Raw genomic sequence first — 16,365 nt, 5'->3', positions numbered from 1 at the left:
TGAGCCGGTCGGCCGCAGGCATGGGTGCGGTGGGAGTGGACATGCGCCGACCACGAAACCCACAAGGACACCGGGGCCCGGGGAAGGACGTCAGAGGCCCGGCGGTGAGGCGGCGGGTCCGGGTCGGCAGGTTGAGGAGCGGGCGCCGGATCGGCTCTCTGAGCTGCCCAAGCGGTCCTGGAAAGCGGTGCTGCGCGGGACGCTGAAGGAGTTCAAGGACGACGAGCTGGCGGACCGGGCGGCGGCACTGACCTACTACGGGGTCCTCGCCCTGTTCCCCGCGCTGCTGGTGCTGGTGTCGCTGCTGGGTGTCGCGGGCGAGTCGGCGACCAAGCAGGTGCTGGACAACCTGCGGAAGCTCACCCCGGGGGCGGCTCGGGACGTGATCAGCAACGCGGTGTTAGCAGCTGCGGGGCAATGCCGGCATCGGCTCGCTGCTGGCCCTCGTGGGTCTGCTGGTGGCGATCTGGTCGGCGTCCGGGTACGTGGCCGCGTTCATCCGCGCCTCCAACGCCGTCTACGACATGCCCGAGGGCCGGCCCGTGTGGAAGGTGCTGCCGCTGCGCGTGGGGCTGACCGTCGTGCTCGTGATCCTCGCGGTGGCCAGTGCGCTGATCGTGGTGTTCACCGGCGCTCTGGCCCGGCAGGCGGGCTCGGCGCTGGGTGTGGGCGACACCGCGATGACGGTGTGGTCGATCGCGAAGTGGCCCGTCCTGCTGGTCCTGGTCACAGTCATGATCGCGCTGCTGTACTGGGCCGCGCCCAACGCCAAGGGCCGCGGCCTCAAGTGGGTGACCCCGGGCAGCCTCCTCGCGTTGGTCATCTGGATGATCGCCTCGGCCGGCTTCGCGTTCTACATCGCGCACTTCGGCTCGTACAACAAGACGTACGGCACGCTCGCGGGCGTGATCATCTTCCTGGTGTGGTTGTGGATCACCAACCTCGCCGTCCTGCTGGGTCTCGAGTTCGACGCCGAGATGGTCCGCCAGCGCGCGATCGCGGGCGGGCTGCCTGCGGATGAGGAGCCCTACGTCGAGCCGCGGGACACCCGGGAATGGAGCGAGGAAGACCATCACCGCCTGGACCGAGAGCCAGACGGCGGCCGACCGAGGGGTGCTGGCCGGCTTGCGCGTCCCAGGCTTGCCGGGGCGCGCACACCCTGCCGCTCGCCGGTCACCCACCAGGGCAGGCGTGGTCATGGTCGACAGCGGACCAGGAGGCGGGGCGCCGTACGGACCAGGGCCGCCGCCGCGCCGCCGATCGCGGCACCTGCCGCCACGTCGGAGGGGTAGTGGGCGCCGCTGTGGACGCGCTCGACGGCCACCAGCACGGCGGGGACCGCGAAGCGGAAGAAGGTCAAGGGTTCGATGAGCGCCGAGGGGAGCCATGGCAACGATGCCCCGGTGGGCGAGCGTGTGACGCGGGCGTCGCAGCAGATCTCCAGGGACGCCACGGCCCTCTGAAGGTGGATGCACCTTGCCGTGAGCCTCGGGGATCACCGTGTCCGCGATCACGGCGAGGATCGCCCCGCCCGCCACCGCCGTGATCACCGCCATCACCGTCTCGGAGGCCCCGCCGAGCAGCGCGCACCCGGCGAGAGCCGCCAAGCCGCTGGCCAGCGCGATGCCGCCCCACAGGGTGAAGACGCAGCGTCGGCTGCGGCCGGCGCTGCGCATGCCGGCGGCGCCGGCCAGGCCTTCGGGCAGGTTGCTGATGAACACCGGTCATCACGGCACCGAAGACCCGCTCCAGCCGCGGCCGGGTCGCCATCTCACCGCGGGTCGCCACCGCCCTCCGGCACCGAGCGATGACAACGCCCTGTGCACGGGGCGATCCTGACGATCCGTTCACCGGACTGGACTGGTCTTCTGTCGGCCCGACGGCAGACCGCTCGGACCCACCACCCCGTCCACGACCGCGAACCTCTACAGCCACCTCACCCGTCAGGCCGCCCGTGAAGCCGTCGACACCATCGACCGCACCCTCACCGGAGCCGAGAAGGCCGGCGCCGACACGGGCCGCCCGGCGTGGCTGCGACCATCATGGCTCCGGACGCACGAAAGGCCGTCCTCTCATGGATGAGAGAACGGCCTCCGACCTGCTGAAAGCATGGTCGGGACGACAGGATTTGAACCTGCGACCCCTTGACCCCCAGTCAAGTGCGCTACCAAGCTGCGCCACGTCCCGTTGTACCGCCTGTGTCCCTGCGGCCCGGGGTTTCCCCCGTGCGCCGGGCACACGCAGAACATTACCGCACGTCGAGGGGTGCGTGTGCACGGGTGAGCGGGGCGGGGGAGGATGGGCCCGTGGACGGGCGGGAGCGGGATCGGGACGGTGCGGGGCGGGCGCGGAGCGCGCGGCCCCGGGACGGGTTGGGGCGGCCGCTGGCGTACGGGGCCGACGGGGTGGCGCGGCAGCCCGAGGGGGTGGTGCGCCCGCCCGGTGAGACGGTCGCGGAGGCGCAGCGGCTGCTGGACGCCGGGATGCCCTTCCACGCGCACGAGGTGTTCGAGGACGCCTGGAAGTCCGGGCCCCCGGAGGACGCCGCCCTGTGGCGGGCGCTGGCGCAGCTCGCCGTGGGGCTGACGCATGCCGCGCGGGGGAACACCCTCGGCGGGGCGCGGTTGCTGCGGCGCGGGGCGGCTTCGCTCGCCGGGGTGGAGCGGGCGTACGGGATGGACCTGCCGGGGCTGGTCCGGTGGGCCGGAGAGTTGGCCCACCGGGTCGAGGCCGGGGCCGCGGTGGACGCGGCGCGGGAGGCACCGGAGCTAGGCGGAGGCGGGCTGTAGCAGGTCCCAGCGGTTTCCGTAGAGGTCCTCGAAGACGGCGACGGAGCCGTACGGTTCGTGGCGCGGCTCCTCCAGGAAGCGGACGCCCTCCGCGGTCATGCGGGCGTGGTCGGCCGCGAAGTCGGCGGTGTAGAGGAAGAAGCCGACCCGGCCGCCGGTCTGGTCGCCGATGCGGGAGCGCTGGGCGTCGTCCTTGGCGCGGGCCAGGAGGAGGGCGGCCTCCTTGGCGCCCGGCGGGCGGACGACGACCCAGCGGGAGCCGTCGGGGCGGGGGGTGTCCTCGGCCAGTTCGAAGCCGAGGGCGCGGGTGTAGAAGTCGATGGCCTCGTCGTAGTCGCGGACCACGAGGGTGGTGAGGGCGATGTGGGATGGCATGCGGCTATTGTGCGCCGAGGAGGACCACGTCCAGGGTGCGGGGGCCGTGGACGCCCTCGACCCGGTCGAGTTCGATGTCGCTGGTGGCCGAGGGGCCGGAGATCCAGGTGAGCGGGCGGGTGGGGTCGAGGCGTTCGAGGGCCTGCGGGACGGAGTCGACCACCTGGGCGGGGACGCGGACCACGCAGATGTGGTGGTCCGGGATCAGGCTGATGCGACGCCGGCCCTGGTCGGGGCCGCCGTCCAGGACGAGCGTGCCGGTCTCGGCGATGGCCAGGGCGCAGCCGGTGACGACGCTGTCGACCCCGTCCAGGTCGTGGGGGGTGGAGGCGGCCCGGTCGTGGATCCGGGTCGTGCCGGCCGCCGAGAGCCAGTACGGGGGCAGGGCGGGGGGTACGAGGACCGTCCGGGAGGCGGCGAGCAGCCGTGCCAGGAGCGGGGGGAGGCCGGCTTCGTCCGTGCGGTGGACCCGCGCCCGGTACTCGGCCAGGTTGGCGGCGAGCAGGTCCGCGGTCTCGGCGGGGGTGCGGGTGCCGTGGACGCGCAGGTAGTCCCGGGGGACGGCGTCCGGGCCCGTGGCGGTCGCGGCGGTCGCGGGCCCGGGAGTCGCGCCGGAGGGGCCCGGGTGGGTGGTGTCCGGGGCGGAGTTCGCCCTGCGGATGCGGGACAGGATGCGGTCCCTCGTGGTCACGGTCGGGTCCCCCGTTCTCGGAGCCACCAGTCGCGGAAGGGTTCCGCCGGGAGGTCGGGAAGTTCGCGGGTGTCCGTCCAGGCGCGGCCCGGGCCCGGGAGCCGGCGGGGGCGCAGCCGGCGGGCGCGGGCCAGGAGGCGTTCGCCCGCGCGCAACGCGCCGGGGTGGTCCAGGAGGAGCCGGACGGCGCGCAGGGCGGCGCGCTCGGCGGTGTGGCCGTGCGCGGGGCGCAGCCGTACGCGGACCCCCTCGCGGGTCACCGGGCCGCCCTGGGCGACGCGTTCGCGCAGGTGGACCAGTACCTCGGGGATGTCGATGGCGACGGGGCAGACCTCGTAGCAGGCCCCGCACAGGGTGGAGGCGTAGGGCAGGGTGGCGTCGATGGCGCTGCCGGTGCCGCGCAGTTGGGGGCTGAGGACGGCGCCGATGGGGCCGGGGTAGACGGAGCCGTAGGCGTGGCCGCCGGCGCGTTCGTAGACGGGGCAGACGTTCAGGCAGGCGGAGCAGCGGATGCAGCGCAGGGCCTGGCGGCCGGTCCCGTCGGCGAGGGTGTCGGTGCGGCCGTTGTCGAGCAGGACGAGGTGGAAGGCGGAGGGGCCGTCGCCGTCCACGGTGCCGGTCCACATGGTGGTGTACGGGTTCATCCGCTCGGCCGTGGAGGAGCGCGGCAGGGTCTGGAGGAAGATCTCCAGGTCGCGGAAGGTGGGGACGACCTTCTCGATGCCGACGACCGAGATCAGGGTCTCCGGGAGGGTCAGGCACATCCGGCCGTTGCCCTCGGACTCGAGGACGACGATGGTGCCGGTTTCGGCGACCATGAAGTTGGCGCCGGAGACGGCGACCTTCGCGCGCAGGAACTTCTCCCGCAGGTGCAGGCGGGCGGCTTCGGCGAGTTCGCGCGGGTCGTCGCCGAGGTCGTCGGGGGCCGGGCGGCCCCAGGCTCCCATCTCAGAGCGGAAGACGTCCCGGATCTCGCCGCGGCCCCGGTGGATGGCGGGGACGAGGATGTGCGAGGGCCGGTCGTGGCCCAGCTGGACGATGAGCTCGGCGAGGTCGGTCTCGTAGGCGGCGATCCCTGCTGCCTCCAGGGCCTCGTTGAGGCCGATCTCCTGGGTGGCCATCGACTTGACCTTGACGACCTCGCGTGCGCCGGTGGCCCGGACGAGGCCGGTGACGATGCGGTTGGCCTCGTCGGCGTCGGCCGCCCAGTGCACCGTGCCGCCGGCCGCGGTGACGGAGGCCTCCAGCTGGAGGAGGTAGTGGTCGAGGTATCGGAGGGTGTGGTCCTTGACGGCCCTGCCCGCCTCGCGCAGCCGGGCCCAGTCGGCGAGTTCGGTGACCGCGCGGGCGCGTTTGTCGCGGATGGTGTGGGTGGCGCGGCGGAGGTTGGCGCGCAGCACCTCGTCCCGTACGGCTTCCTTCGCCGCCTCCGGGAAGGGCGGGAAGGCGGGCATGCCCAGCGGGGTACGCGTCATGGCAGCGGGTCCTCCTCGGTCGACGCCAGGATCTCGGCGAGGTGCAGGGTGCGCAGCGGGGAGCCGGCGCGGCGGAGGATGCCGTCGAGGTGGGCGAGGCAGGAGTTGTCGGCCCCGCACAGCACCCCGGCGCCCGTCGCGCGGGCGGCGGCGGCCTTGTCGGCGCCCATGGCGGCGGAGACGTCGGGGTTCTTGACGGCGAAGGTGCCGCCGAAGCCGCAGCACTCCTCGGCGCCGGGCAGTTCGACGAGGTCCATCCCCCTGACGGCGGCCAGAAGCCGCCGGGGACGCTCGCCCAGCCCGAGGGTGCGCAGGCCGTGACAGGAGGGGTGGTAGGTGACGGTGTGCGGGAAGAAGGCGCCGACGTCGGTCACTCCGAGCACGTCCACGAGGAACTCGGTGAGTTCGTACACGCGCGGGACGAGGTCCTCGGCGAGCCGTTCGAGTCCGCTCCCCCTGCCCTCCCGGGTGGCCTGGCGGGCGATGCGCGGGTAGTGCGCGCGGACCATCGCGGCGCAGGAGCCGGAGGGGGTGACCACGTGGTCGTAGCCGGCGAAGGCCTCGGCGGTGCGGCGCAGCAGCGGCTCGGCCTCGCGGCGGTAGCCGGTGTTGTACTGCGGCTGGCCGCAGCAGCTCTGCGCGGCCGGGAAGTCCACGTCGACCCCGAGCCGCTCCAGGAGGCGGACGACGGCGATCCCCGTACGGGGGTACAGGGCGTCGTTGACGCAGGTGACGAACAGGGCGACACGCATGGTGGGCACAATAGCCCGGTGAAGAAGTTCTCAGTGATCGGTATAGGCGCGGGCGACCCGGACCACCTGACCCTCCAGGCGGTCAAGGCGATCGGCGCGGCGGACGCATTCCTCATCCTGGAGAAGGGGGAGGAGAAGGCGGACCTGACGGGGCTGCGGCGCGCCATGCTGGAGGCGCACGCCCGGCCCGGCCACCGCCTGGTGGAGGGCCGCGACCCGGACCGCGACCGCACCCCGGCCGACTACGCGCCGACGGTGGACGGCTGGCGCAGCGCCCGGGCGGAGATCTTCGAGCGGTTCGTCGCCGAGGACCTGGCGGACGGCGAGACGGGCGCGTTCCTGGTGTGGGGCGACCCCTCGCTGTACGACTCCACGCTCGCGATCCTCGACGAGGTGCTGGAGCGCGGCCGGGTGGCGTTCGAGCACGAGGTGGTGCCGGGCATCAGCAGCGTGTCGGCGCTGCTGGCGCGGCACCGCACCAACCTGAACCGGGTGGGGCGCCCGGTCCAGATCACCACCGGCCGGCGGCTGGCGGAGGGCTGGCCGCAGGACGTGGACGACGTGGTGGTGATGCTGGACGCGCGGCACGCGTTCACGGCCCACCTCGACCAGGACCTCTTCATCTACTGGGGCGCGTACGTGGGCACCCCGGACGAGATCCTGGTGTCGGGGAGGCTGTCGGAGGTGTCCGGCCGCATCGAGGAGCTGCGGACCGAGGCCCGGGCCCGCAAGGGCTGGATCATGGACACCTATCTGCTGCGGCGGTCCTGAGGCGGCCGGGGCGGGTCAGGGCAGGAAGGCCGGGAGGGCCGCGGCGAGGCGTTCGTACTCCTCGGGCCGGTTGTAGACCTGCCCGCAGACCCGCAGGCCCCCGCCGCCCGCCCAGGGCCAGACCAGGACCCGGATGCGGAGCTTCGCGGCGAGTTCCTCGCGCAGGGCCGTGGCGGCCTCGCGGGTCTCGGCGACGCCCGGCGGCAGCAGCAGGGAGCGCAAGGCCAGGCCCGGGGTGTGCGGCAGCAGGGTGAGTCCGGGGATCCGGGCGAGCAGTTCGGCGCCGTAGCCGGCCAGTGCGCTGTTGTGGGCCCGGACCCGGTCGGCGCCGAGCCGCTCCAGGAGGTCGAGGCCTTCGGGGGCGGCCAGCCAGCCGGTGTAGTCGAAGGTGGCGCGGTACTCGACGGAGAGCGGGAAGCCCCGGTGGTCCTCCCAGGACGGGCTGAGGGCGCGGACCCGGGCGCGGTGGGCGGGGGCCACGGCGAGGAGGGCACTGCCGGACGGGGCGTACCCCCATTTGTGCAGGTTCCCGAACCAGAAGTCGGCTCCGGCGGCGACCGGTTCGGCCAGCATGCCGGGGGTGTGAGCGCCGTCGACGACGGTGGTGATCCCGCGGGCGGCGAGGTCGGCCAGCAGCCGGGGGCCCGCGATGAGGCGGGCGGTCGGCGAGCTGACGTGGTCGAGCAGGGCCACCCGGGTGCGCGGGGTGACCCCGGCGAGCACGGCCTCCCGGACGGCGTCCTCGTCGGGGAGGCGGGGGTCCAGGGCCACGGTGGTGACCTTCGCCCGGCGGGCGGCGGCGTCGACGACGGTGCCGTAGCCGTGGTCGGTGACCAGGATTTCGTCGCCCTCGGCGAGGGGGATGGCGTCGAGCGCGAGGTTGGCGCCCTCGGTCGCGTTGGAGATGAAGGCGAGACCGTCCGGGTCGGCGCCCAGGCGGGCCGCGATCCGGCCGCGGGCGGCGGCGAGCCGGTCCGAGACGCCGTTGAAGAAGGTGTCGGGGTCGGCGTGGGCCTGGGCGCGCAGGGCTTCCTGGGCCTCCTGGACGGGCAGCGGGACCGCCCCGTACGAGCCGTGGTTGAGGTGCGCGACGGCGGGGTCCAGCCGGAAGAGGGCGGGGCCGCCGGGGAAGGCGGACGGGGCGGTCGGTTCGGTCACGGATGCCTCCGGGTCGGGAACGGGCGGGCGCGCCTGGCCTCGTGGGCCCGCTCGGGCAGCATGCGGCGCACCGGGGCGGAGGGAAAGGGCCGCTTGGGCGGGATTGGCCTGGCAGGGACCCCGCCGCGCCCGATTTCGGCCCCTGTGCCCGGCGGCGGAACCCGGGCGGGCCACGGGGGCGGGGCGGGGCGGGGGCCGGGCGGAGCCGAGGCCGGGTCGGCCGGGCCGTCCCGTCGGGTGGCTCGCGCCGGCCGTCCGGGCTCCCCTACCCCGCCCGGCCGCTCGTCGCCGCGTAGTACTGGAGGTCCTGTACGGGAACCTTCCGGTCCACCGGGTACGGCAGTTCCACCTCCGCCGCGGCCCTGCCGTCGCGCACCAGCCGGGCGGAGCTGATGCCGGGCCCCAGGGGGAGCAGTGCGGAGTGGAGTCCGGCCGGGGCCCCGTACTCCCCCGCGGTCCGGCCGACCGCCGTACGGATGCTCCCGGGCCGGGTCAGGAAGCTGAGCACCTCCACCGTGTCCCGGGCGGCGGCGCTGCCCTTGCGCAGGGACATCACCAGGGACTGGGCGCCGCCGGGGTCGGCGTCGGCGAACTGGGTGCGGGCGGTGAGGTACAGGGTGTCGCGCACGACGGGCGGCCAGGCGCCGGTCTTGAAGCGGGTCAGGTAGTACGACGCGAGGTCCAGGTACGCGTAGCCGTTGTGCAGGGACGGGGCGAACTGGCTGCCCTCGGAGTAGTCGTTCCAGGTGGTGAGCTGGACCCAGTCGGCGCCGTCGTCGATGGCGTGGGTCCAGGTGGAACGCAGGGTCTCGGTGTTGCCGGCCTCGTCGTAGATCCCCTGGTTGGGCCGGGCGTCCTGGACGGACACGGGCTGCATCCAGATCCTGCCGAGGCCGTGGGCCCGCCGGACGTCGGCGGCGGCGCCCTCCTGGCCGGCGTAACTGCGGCTGCCCCACTCGGAGAACCCGTAGCTGAGGGGCGCGAAGGCCTCGCTGTGGGCGTCGAAGTCGAGGAAGAGAGGGACGAAGGCAGTGCGGATGCCGTACCGGGTCCTGAGGGTGTCGAGGACCCTGCTCCACCAGCCGGGGTCCTTCTGCTCGGCCTTGAACGGGGAGAGGACGAGGCGGCCGTCGCCGAGCCGGTGGGCGGCAGGGGACGCGGCGAGGGCGGCCACGGCCTCGGCGAGGACCGCGGGGTCGTCGGTGTCCAGGGCCGTCATGTCCGGCATCAGCATGATCTTGAAGGCGGGGTCCACCGCGTGGGCCGCCCGCAGCAGCATGTCGGCCCGCTCCCGGTTCTTGCCGGAGAGGGAAAGCAGGTCGAGCGTGAAGCCGTCGATGCCCGCGTCGCGCGCGGTGCGCACCTCCTGCCGGAGGTTGGCGTACTCCCAGTCGCCGTCCTTCGGCGGGACGGGCAGCGGGCGGTCGCGCAGCAGGCCGCCGTAGCTCCGGTGCTTGCCGCTCTCGCCGCCGGGATCGAGGTAGTTGCGGGTGTAGTAGTCGGCGTCGGCGCTCGCGTTGTCCAGGGAGAGCGGGTACGGGGTGAAGTAGTGGGCGAACACCAGCTTGCGGCCCGCGTCGCCGGAGCGCAGCGCGGCCGGGCCGGGCAGGTCGAAGGGGAGGGCGCCGGCGGGCCGGGGGCCGCCGGTGTCGACCCGGCCGCGGGTGGCGGGTGGCGTGGCCCCGGCCGGGCCCGGGTCCGTGCCACGGCCGTCGGACGGCGGGGCGGTGGGGACGGCGGACGGTCCGGCGGACCCGGGTGCGCCGGACCGGGGCGCGGCCGGGGCGGCGGCGCCGGTCGAGAAGGGGTCCCCGGCGATACCGGTGGCGGCGCAGACGCCGACCAGGAGGAACACCGAGAGCGCCAGGGCGAGTAACGGCCCGCTGCCCCGCAGGAGCGGGCGGCGCCGGTGCGAAGAGGGCCTGCGTGCACGCCTGTTGGTCCGCCGGTCCGCCGTCATCGTCGAGCCCCTCCCTGGAACGCGCCCCGCCGGGGGGGGGCTGAGAGCAGTAGAGCCGATGTCCGCAGCACGGACAACCGTTCGCCCTCGGCCCGGCCGCGGCAGGTACGTCACGCGGACCACAGGAACGACGAAGTCCGCTGCGCCGGGGCTGATGTGGCGTCCATCCGCCGGCGCGGATGCGACAGTACGGAATACGACATTCCCCTAGGCGTGCCGGGCAAGGGGCGCATAATCGTCGTCACGCGGCCCGAACCGTCCCGGCTGCCGCACCGGTCACGCATGCAATGGGGGGCATCGTGATGATGGGCGACATCAGGCCCGCACGATCGGACGGGGTGGCCGGAACACTTCCGGCCACCTCCACGGAGCTTTCGGTCCTGCTCACCGCCGTCCGGCGGGGCCGGGTGCTGACCGTCACGGGCCGCTTCCGCGAACCGCGGAGCCTGCTCGTGCGGGACATCGCGCGGCGGATCTCCTCCAACTTCTGCGACGGCGCGGTCGTGGTCCGCCCCTGCGGGGACGGCGGCGTGCGCGACCTCGTGGCCGCGCTGGGCCGGCTGCCCGGTGTGCCGGTCCTGCCCTGCGGGGCGCCGGACGCCGCTTCCTGGCTCGCCGAACGGGACCTGCTGCTGGTGCTGGACGACAGCGACCGGCTCTCCCCCGAGGCCCTGGCCTGGCTGCGGCGGCTGCTCGCCGTGGCGCCCGGCCTGCGCATCCTGGCGGCGGGCCGCCACCCCCTGGCGGTCGGCGAGGGCCGCGTGCACCGCCTCTGAGACGCCGCCGGACGCGGGTCCGCCCCGGCCGGCGTGGTGTGCCGGCCGGGGCGGACCCGTACCACTGCTACAGCCCGGGGCGTCAGCCCAGGAGCGCGAGCGCCTGGTTCAGCGTCGCGGACGGACGCATGACCGCGGCGGCCTTGGCCGGGTCGGGCTGGTAGTAGCCGCCGATCTCGGCCGGGGAGCCCTGGACGGCGATGAGCTCGGAGACGATGGTCTCCTCCTGCTCGGCCAGCGTCTTGGCGAGCGGCTCGAAGGCCGCGGCCAGCTGGGCGTCGTCGCTCTGGCCGGCCAGCTCCTGCGCCCAGTACAGGGCGAGGTAGAAGTGGCTGCCGCGGTTGTCGATGCCGCCGAGGCGACGGGTCGGCGACTTGTCCTCGTTGAGGAAGGTGCCGGTGGCGCGGTCGAGGGTGTCGGCCAGCACCTGGGCGCGGGCGTTGCCCGTGGTGGTGGAGAGGTGCTCGAAGGACGCGGCCAGCGCGAAGAACTCGCCCAGCGAGTCCCAGCGCAGGTAGTTCTCCTTGACCAGCTGCTGGACGTGCTTCGGGGCGGAGCCGCCGGCGCCCGTCTCGAAGAGGCCGCCGCCCGCCATCAGCGGGACGACCGACAGCATCTTGGCGCTGGTGCCCAGCTCCAGGATCGGGAACAGGTCGGTCAGGTAGTCGCGCAGCACGTTGCCGGTCACCGAGATGGTGTCCTCGCCGCGGCGGATGCGCTCCAGGGAGTACTTGGTGGCCTCGACTGGGGAGAGGATCTCGATGGTCAGACCGTCGGTGTCGTGCTCGGCCAGGTACGTCTTGACCTTGGCGATGAGCTGCGCGTCGTGGGCGCGGTCCTCGTCGAGCCAGAAGACGGCCGGGGCGCCGGTGGCACGGGCGCGGGTGACGGCGAGCTTGACCCAGTCCTGGATGGGCAGGTCCTTGGTCTGGCAGGCGCGGAAGATGTCGCCGGCGGCGACCTCCTGCTCCAGGACCACGTTGCCCGCGGCGTCGACGACGCGGACGGTGCCCGCGGCGGCGATCTCGAAGGTCTTGTCGTGGCTGCCGTACTCCTCGGCCTTCTGGGCCATGAGGCCGACGTTCGGCACCGAGCCCATGGTGGCCGGGTCGAACGCGCCGTGGGCGCGGCAGTCCTCGACGACGGCCTGGTAGACGCCGGAGTAGCTGCTGTCCGGGAGGACGGCGAGGGTGTCGGCCTCGGCGCCGTCCGGGCCCCACATGTGGCCGGAGGTGCGGATCATGGCCGGCATCGAGGCGTCGACGATGACGTCGGACGGCACGTGCAGGTTGGTGATGCCCTTGTCGGAGTCGACCATCGCCAGGGCCGGGCCCTCGGCGATCTCGGCGTCGATCGAGGCCTTGATCGCGTCGCCGTCGGCGAGGGCGCCCAGGCCGTTCAGGATGGTGCCGAGGCCGTCGTTGGGGGACAGGCCGGCGGCGGCCAGGGTCTCGCCGTAGCGGGCGAAGGTCTTCGGGAGGAAGGCGCGGACCACGTGGCCGAAGATGATCGGGTCGGAGACCTTCATCATCGTGGCCTTGAGGTGCACGGAGAACAGGACGCCCTCGGCCTTGGCACGCTCGATCTGGTCGTTCAGGAAGGTGCGCAGCGCGTCGACGTGCATGACGGACGCGTCCACGACCTCGCCGGCGAGGACCGGTACGGACTCGCGCAGGACGGTGGTCGCACCGTCGGCGGCGACGTGCTCGATGCGCAGGGTGCCGGCCTCGGCGATGACGGCCGACTTCTCGGTGGAGCGGAAGTCGTTCGCGGCCATGGTGGCGACGTTCGTCTTCGACTCGGGGGTCCAGGCGCCCATGCGGTGCGGGTGGGCCTTGGCGTAGTTCTTCACCGAGGCGGGGGCGCGGCGGTCGGAGTTGCCCTCGCGCAGGACCGGGTTGACGGCGCTGCCCTTGATCTTGTCGTAGCGGGCGCGGACGTCGCGGTCCTCGTCGGTCTTCGGGTCGTCCGGGTAGTCCGGAAGGGCGTAGCCCTGGCCCTGGAGCTCGGCGATCGCGGCCTTCAGCTGCGGGATCGAGGCCGAGACGTTGGGCAGCTTGATGATGTTGGCCTCAGGGGTCTTCGCCAGCTCGCCGAGCTCGGCGAGGGCGTCGGCGATGCGCTGCCCCTCCTCGAGGTACTCGGGGAACAGGGCGATGATCCGACCGGCCAGGGAGATGTCACGGGTCTCGACATTCACACCGGCCGTCGACGCGTAGGCCTGGACCACCGGCAGGAAGGAATACGTCGCGAGGGCCGGGGCCTCGTCAGTGTGCGTGTAGATGATGGTCGAGTCAGTCACCGGATGCTCCGCTCCACAGTCTGCGTCTCTCGTCTGCAACATTGCTCGACATCAAGATATCTCGTGATCGGGCCGGTCCGGACAGCCCCCTGCCGCAACCCGGGCGAGACGCGTGTCACCCCGCACGCGAAAGCGCCGTCACCGGCTGCGACGAGCCGGTGACGGCGCTGCGGAGCGCGGGGTGCCGGGAGGTGCGGTCAGGCGCCGATCTGCTTGGGGTTCGCGCCGTAGACGTTCGGCCCGGCGTCACCCTCGGTGGCCATCAGGATGATGATCCAGACGAAGCCGATGAAGGGGATGAGGCTGATCAGGTACCACCACCCCGACTTCCCGGTGTCGTGCAGCCGGCGGACCGTGAGCCCCAGGGAGGGAAGGAACACGGCGAGGGTGTAGATCCAGCTGATCACCGGGTAGCTGCCGAGCGCGAAGTCGATGACCGTGAGGACGATGACGATCGGGATGTTCCACAGGAGGAACATCCAGTACTCCTGGCGGCGGGCGCGGCCCTGGAAGTCCGCGTACCGCTTGATGACGTCGAGGTAGTAGTTCACGAGTCCCCCCTTGGGACGGAACCTGCGGCCCCTCCCCTGAAAACGGGGCCGGGCCGGGGTTATGCCCCCGCGGCGACGCGCTCAAGCCACTTCGAGCCATCTGGATTAGGACAGCACCCCTGTTTTCAGGGGCAGTTGGGTCGCTCGCGGGCCGGGGTCAGCCGATGTGGTACGAGTCCCCGTAGACCTTCCAGTCGAGCGGGGTGTTCAGGTTGAGGTTGCCCTTCTTGAGGAAGACCCGCTGGGCGGTGTCGACGCGGCTGGTGTCGCTGTGCGCCTCCTCCTGCTTCATCGCCCAGACGCGGGCGTCGAGGAAGGCGTTCAGCCAAGCGGTCTCGTTTCCGCCCTGGGCCGGGGGCTTGGCCTTGGAAAGAGCCCGCTTGCGGATGTTGCGGAAGCTGGTGACATCGCCGCCGTCGCCGTGCATGACGATGGCGTCGTAATAGGCGAACTGGCCGAGGGTGCCGACGCCGTCGGACTTGCCCTGCTTGACGGCGGGGCCGAAGTAGACCCGGTCGCGCTCGTGGTCCTGGGCCTTCTTGAACTCGGCGTCCTGGGCGGCCTTCGCCCAGTCCTTGGTGAAGTTCGGGTCGAGGCCGGCATGGGAGTCGCCGCCGTTGACCCTGCGCAGGGCGGGGAGGTACTTGGCGAGCACGTTGCCGGGCTTGACCTGCGTGTAGTACTCGACGAGGTCGAGCATGTCGCCGGTACCGGAGCAGAAGCCGATGATGCCGGCGGTGTAGCCGCGGCCGTCGCCTATGTCCTCGATGTACTTGTACTGCGCCTTCCAGTCGAGGGAGGAGTTCTCGGCACTGGAGACGATCTGCATGGCGATCTCCTTCTTCGCCGGGTCGTCGAGGCCGGCCGCCGCGCGGACGGCGACGGGCGCGGGCGGCGCGGGCGCGGGCTGGGCTGCGGCCGGGGTGGCGAGGAGGGTGGCACCGAGGAGCAGGCCAATGGCCAGGGGGGTGCGGGGGGTCGTGAACACGAGGCCTCCGTAAGGGGGTTGAGCCTTTCCTGTTCCGTTAGGAAACTTTCCTACCAGATATGGGCGGTAGAGAACACCCCTGCGGAAGCCACCTCCGGAAGCCGCCGGTCCGCACTGCGGCCGAACCGGCCGGACGCCCTGCGGGAACGGCCCCGGACCGGCCGACGGGCCGCCGGGCGTGCCGGGCCCGGCACCGTGGTCAGAGCCAGCCGTTGCGGCGGAAGCCCCGGTGGATGACGTAGCAGGCCACCGCCATGACCACGAGGACCGCCGGATAGCCGTAGGTCCAGTGCAGTTCCGGCATGTGGTCGAAGTTCATTCCGTACACGCCGCACACCATCGTCGGCACGGCCACGATCGCGGCCCACGCCGTGATCTTGCGCATGTCCTCGTTCTGGGCGACCGTCACCTGCGCCAGGTGCGCCTGGAGGATCGAGTCGAGGAGCCCGTCGTACGCCGAGATCTGCTCCGTGGCGCGGGTCAGGTGGTCGGCCACGTCGCGGAAGTACGCCCGGACCTCAGCTGGGATCACGGGTATCGGCTGCGTGGCGAGGTGTTCCAGCGGCCGCCCCAGCGGGGCCACCGCCCTTCGCAGTTCGAGCAGTTCGCGCTTGAGCTGGTAGATCCGGCCCGCGTCGCCGCGTCCGCCGTGCTCGCTGAACACGGCCGTCTCCACGGCGTCCATGTCGCTCTGCACCGCGTCGGTGACGGCCACGTAGTCGTCGACCACGTGGTCCGCCATGGCGTGCAGGACGGCCGCCGGACCCTTCGCCAGCTGTTCCGGCTCGTCCTCCAGCGCCTCGCGGACCGGTCCGAGCGTGCCGTGGCCGCCGTGCCGGATGGTGATGACGAAGTCCTCGCCGACGAAGGCCATCAGCTCGCCGGTCTCCACCACCTCGCTGGTCGCCGTCAACTCCTCGTGCTCCACGTAGCGGACGGTCTTGAAGACGGCGAAGAGCGTGTCGTCGTAACGCTCCACCTTCGGGCGCTGGTGGGCGTGGACGGCATCCTCGACGGCCAGCGGGTGCAGGCCGAGCAGCTCGGCGAGCCCGGCGAGCTCCAGCTGGGAGGGTTCGTGCAGGCCGATCCAGACGAAGCCCTCGCCGCTCTTGCGGACCCGGCGCAGCGCCTCCTCGACCTCGGCGCAGCCGTCCTGGCGGATGCCGTCCTGGTAGACCACGCAGTTGACCACGGCGCTGCCGAGCGGGGAGCGGGCCGGGTGGCTGAGGTCGACGGCCCGCCGGTAGCCGCGGCGCACGGCCCGGCGCAGGTTGCTGAACATGGACAAGGACGTACTTCCCTTCGGCGGATCAGCGGCCAGTCTGCCACCGCCTCGCCGAAGGGCCCCCGGAGGTCAGGCCCGGTCGACGAAGACGCTGGTCGACTTCACCCGCGCCGTGGCCCGCGAGCCCACCTCCAGGCCCAGCTCCTCCACCGCCTCCCGGGTCAGCAGGGAGACGATGCGGTGCGGCCCGGCCTGGATCTCCACCTGGGCGTCGACGGTGCCGAGCTTCACCCCGGTGACGATGCCCGGGAAGGCGTTGCGCGCCGAGGTGTGCGGGGTCTCCTCCCCCTCGGTCCCCTCCTGCGCGGCCTCCACGCAGAACGCGGCCAGGTCCGGGCCGTCGACCATGCGGCGGGTGCCCTCGCGGCGGGTGGGGAAGCGCTCGGCGTCGGCCCAGCGTCGGGCCGTGTCGACGCTGACGCCGAGCAGCCGGGCCGCCTGGCCGATGGTGTAGGACTCCATGGGCGCAGCTTAGGCCGGGGGGCGGTGGGG

Annotated in this window: 15 protein-coding genes, 1 tRNA gene and 1 pseudogene; 4 read left to right on the top strand and 13 right to left on the bottom strand. The window is 72.9% G+C overall.

Going from position 1 to position 16,365, the window contains the following annotated elements:
• Positions 1-61: 61 nt before the first annotated feature.
• Positions 62-1,085 (top strand): annotated as a pseudogene (locus tag ACFY15_RS14845) (YihY/virulence factor BrkB family protein); the annotation flags it as partial.
• Between the two features lie 110 nt (positions 1,086-1,195).
• On the opposite strand, the gene ACFY15_RS14840 reads toward ACFY15_RS14845, so the two are convergent.
• Positions 1,196-1,324, bottom strand: a complete 129-nt coding sequence (locus ACFY15_RS14840) for a phosphatase PAP2 family protein (protein ID WP_390687056.1) — start codon at positions 1,322-1,324, stop codon at positions 1,196-1,198.
• A 786-nt stretch (positions 1,325-2,110) separates the two neighbouring features.
• Positions 2,111-2,187, bottom strand: a tRNA-Pro gene (locus ACFY15_RS14835).
• 119 nt (positions 2,188-2,306) lie between these two features.
• Here ACFY15_RS14835 and ACFY15_RS14830 point away from each other — a divergent pair.
• A complete protein-coding gene (locus ACFY15_RS14830; protein ID WP_390686861.1) occupies positions 2,307-2,789 on the top strand; it encodes a DUF309 domain-containing protein in 483 nt (160 codons plus the stop codon).
• On the opposite strand, the gene ACFY15_RS14825 is transcribed toward ACFY15_RS14830, so the two are convergent.
• The 4 genes from ACFY15_RS14825 to ACFY15_RS14810 are packed head-to-tail and all read right to left on the bottom strand — an operon-like array spanning position 2,769 to position 6,082.
• Entirely contained in the window at positions 2,769-3,164 is a 396-nt protein-coding gene (locus tag ACFY15_RS14825; RefSeq protein WP_390686860.1) for a VOC family protein, read from the bottom strand. The genes ACFY15_RS14830 and ACFY15_RS14825 overlap by 21 nt on opposite strands.
• A 4-nt stretch (positions 3,165-3,168) precedes the next feature.
• Positions 3,169-3,855, bottom strand: a complete 687-nt coding sequence (locus tag ACFY15_RS14820) for a lactate utilization protein C (protein ID WP_390686859.1) — start codon at positions 3,853-3,855, stop codon at positions 3,169-3,171.
• Positions 3,852-5,330 carry a lactate utilization protein B gene (locus ACFY15_RS14815; RefSeq protein ID WP_390686858.1) on the bottom strand — a complete coding sequence of 493 codons (1,479 nt, stop codon included), beginning with the start codon at positions 5,328-5,330 and terminating at the stop codon, positions 3,852-3,854. The genes ACFY15_RS14820 and ACFY15_RS14815 overlap by 4 nt, the downstream gene beginning before the upstream one ends.
• Positions 5,327-6,082 (bottom strand): (Fe-S)-binding protein, encoded by a 756-nt coding sequence (locus ACFY15_RS14810; protein WP_390686857.1) that lies wholly within the window; start codon positions 6,080-6,082, stop codon positions 5,327-5,329. The genes ACFY15_RS14815 and ACFY15_RS14810 overlap by 4 nt, the downstream gene beginning before the upstream one ends.
• Before the next feature lie 18 nt (positions 6,083-6,100).
• On the opposite strand from ACFY15_RS14810, the gene cobF reads away from it, so the two are divergent.
• Positions 6,101-6,853, top strand: a complete 753-nt coding sequence (cobF, locus tag ACFY15_RS14805; RefSeq protein ID WP_390686856.1) for a precorrin-6A synthase (deacetylating) — start codon at positions 6,101-6,103, stop codon at positions 6,851-6,853.
• A gap of 15 nt (positions 6,854-6,868) precedes the next feature.
• Here the strand turns inward: cobF and ACFY15_RS14800 are convergent, their stop codons facing one another.
• Both ACFY15_RS14800 and ACFY15_RS14795 read right to left on the bottom strand, forming a co-directional pair.
• Positions 6,869-8,011: an aminotransferase class V-fold PLP-dependent enzyme gene (locus ACFY15_RS14800; RefSeq protein WP_390686855.1), complete on the bottom strand. Its 1,143-nt coding sequence runs from the start codon at positions 8,009-8,011 to the stop codon at positions 6,869-6,871.
• Between the two features lie 265 nt (positions 8,012-8,276).
• On the bottom strand, positions 8,277-9,971 hold the full coding sequence (locus tag ACFY15_RS14795; protein ID WP_390686854.1) for an endo-1,3-alpha-glucanase family glycosylhydrolase: 1,695 nt from the start codon (positions 9,969-9,971) through the stop codon (positions 8,277-8,279).
• A gap of 338 nt (positions 9,972-10,309) precedes the next feature.
• Here ACFY15_RS14795 and ACFY15_RS14790 point away from each other — a divergent pair, with 338 nt between their 5' ends.
• Entirely contained in the window at positions 10,310-10,747 is a 438-nt protein-coding gene (locus tag ACFY15_RS14790; RefSeq protein ID WP_390686853.1) for a hypothetical protein, read from the top strand.
• 82 nt (positions 10,748-10,829) lie between these two features.
• Here ACFY15_RS14790 and ACFY15_RS14785 read toward each other — a convergent pair whose 3' ends face one another.
• The 5 genes from ACFY15_RS14785 to ACFY15_RS14765 form a co-directional block, all read right to left on the bottom strand.
• Positions 10,830-13,049 carry an NADP-dependent isocitrate dehydrogenase gene (locus ACFY15_RS14785; protein ID WP_390686852.1) on the bottom strand — a complete coding sequence of 740 codons (2,220 nt, stop codon included), beginning with the start codon at positions 13,047-13,049 and terminating at the stop codon, positions 10,830-10,832.
• Positions 13,050-13,246: 197 nt separating this feature from the next.
• Positions 13,247-13,600 (bottom strand): DUF805 domain-containing protein, encoded by a 354-nt coding sequence (locus ACFY15_RS14780; RefSeq protein ID WP_390686851.1) that lies wholly within the window; start codon positions 13,598-13,600, stop codon positions 13,247-13,249.
• A gap of 157 nt (positions 13,601-13,757) precedes the next feature.
• Positions 13,758-14,588: a chitosanase gene (locus ACFY15_RS14775; RefSeq protein WP_390686850.1), complete on the bottom strand. Its 831-nt coding sequence runs from the start codon at positions 14,586-14,588 to the stop codon at positions 13,758-13,760.
• Positions 14,589-14,787: 199 nt separating this feature from the next.
• Positions 14,788-15,870 carry a magnesium/cobalt transporter CorA gene (gene corA, locus ACFY15_RS14770; protein ID WP_390686849.1) on the bottom strand — a complete coding sequence of 361 codons (1,083 nt, stop codon included), beginning with the start codon at positions 15,868-15,870 and terminating at the stop codon, positions 14,788-14,790.
• A gap of 72 nt (positions 15,871-15,942) precedes the next feature.
• Positions 15,943-16,335: a molybdopterin-binding protein gene (locus tag ACFY15_RS14765; RefSeq protein ID WP_390686848.1), complete on the bottom strand. Its 393-nt coding sequence runs from the start codon at positions 16,333-16,335 to the stop codon at positions 15,943-15,945.
• Between the last annotated feature and the right edge of the window lie 30 nt (positions 16,336-16,365).

The organism is Streptomyces sp. NPDC001373, from assembly GCF_042895815.1.
Taxonomy (GTDB): Bacteria; Actinomycetota; Actinomycetes; order Streptomycetales; family Streptomycetaceae; genus Streptomyces.
The sequence above is the reverse complement of the archived record's forward strand: the minus strand, read 5'-3'. Positions and strand labels throughout refer to the sequence as shown.

Bases quoted from the DNA above. Each gene is read 5' to 3' on its own strand.
- corA (WP_390686849.1), bottom strand. From the start codon at position 15,870: ATGTTCAGCAACCTGCGCCGGGCCGTGCGCCGCGGCTACCGGCGGGCC.
- ACFY15_RS14810 (WP_390686857.1), bottom strand. From the start codon at position 6,082: ATGCGTGTCGCCCTGTTCGTCACCTGCGTCAACGACGCCCTGTACCCC.
- ACFY15_RS14815 (WP_390686858.1), bottom strand. From the start codon at position 5,330: ATGACGCGTACCCCGCTGGGCATGCCCGCCTTCCCGCCCTTCCCGGAG.
- ACFY15_RS14795 (WP_390686854.1), bottom strand. From the start codon at position 9,971: ATGACGGCGGACCGGCGGACCAACAGGCGTGCACGCAGGCCCTCTTCG.
- ACFY15_RS14765 (WP_390686848.1), bottom strand. From the start codon at position 16,335: ATGGAGTCCTACACCATCGGCCAGGCGGCCCGGCTGCTCGGCGTCAGC.
- ACFY15_RS14825 (WP_390686860.1), bottom strand. From the start codon at position 3,164: ATGCCATCCCACATCGCCCTCACCACCCTCGTGGTCCGCGACTACGAC.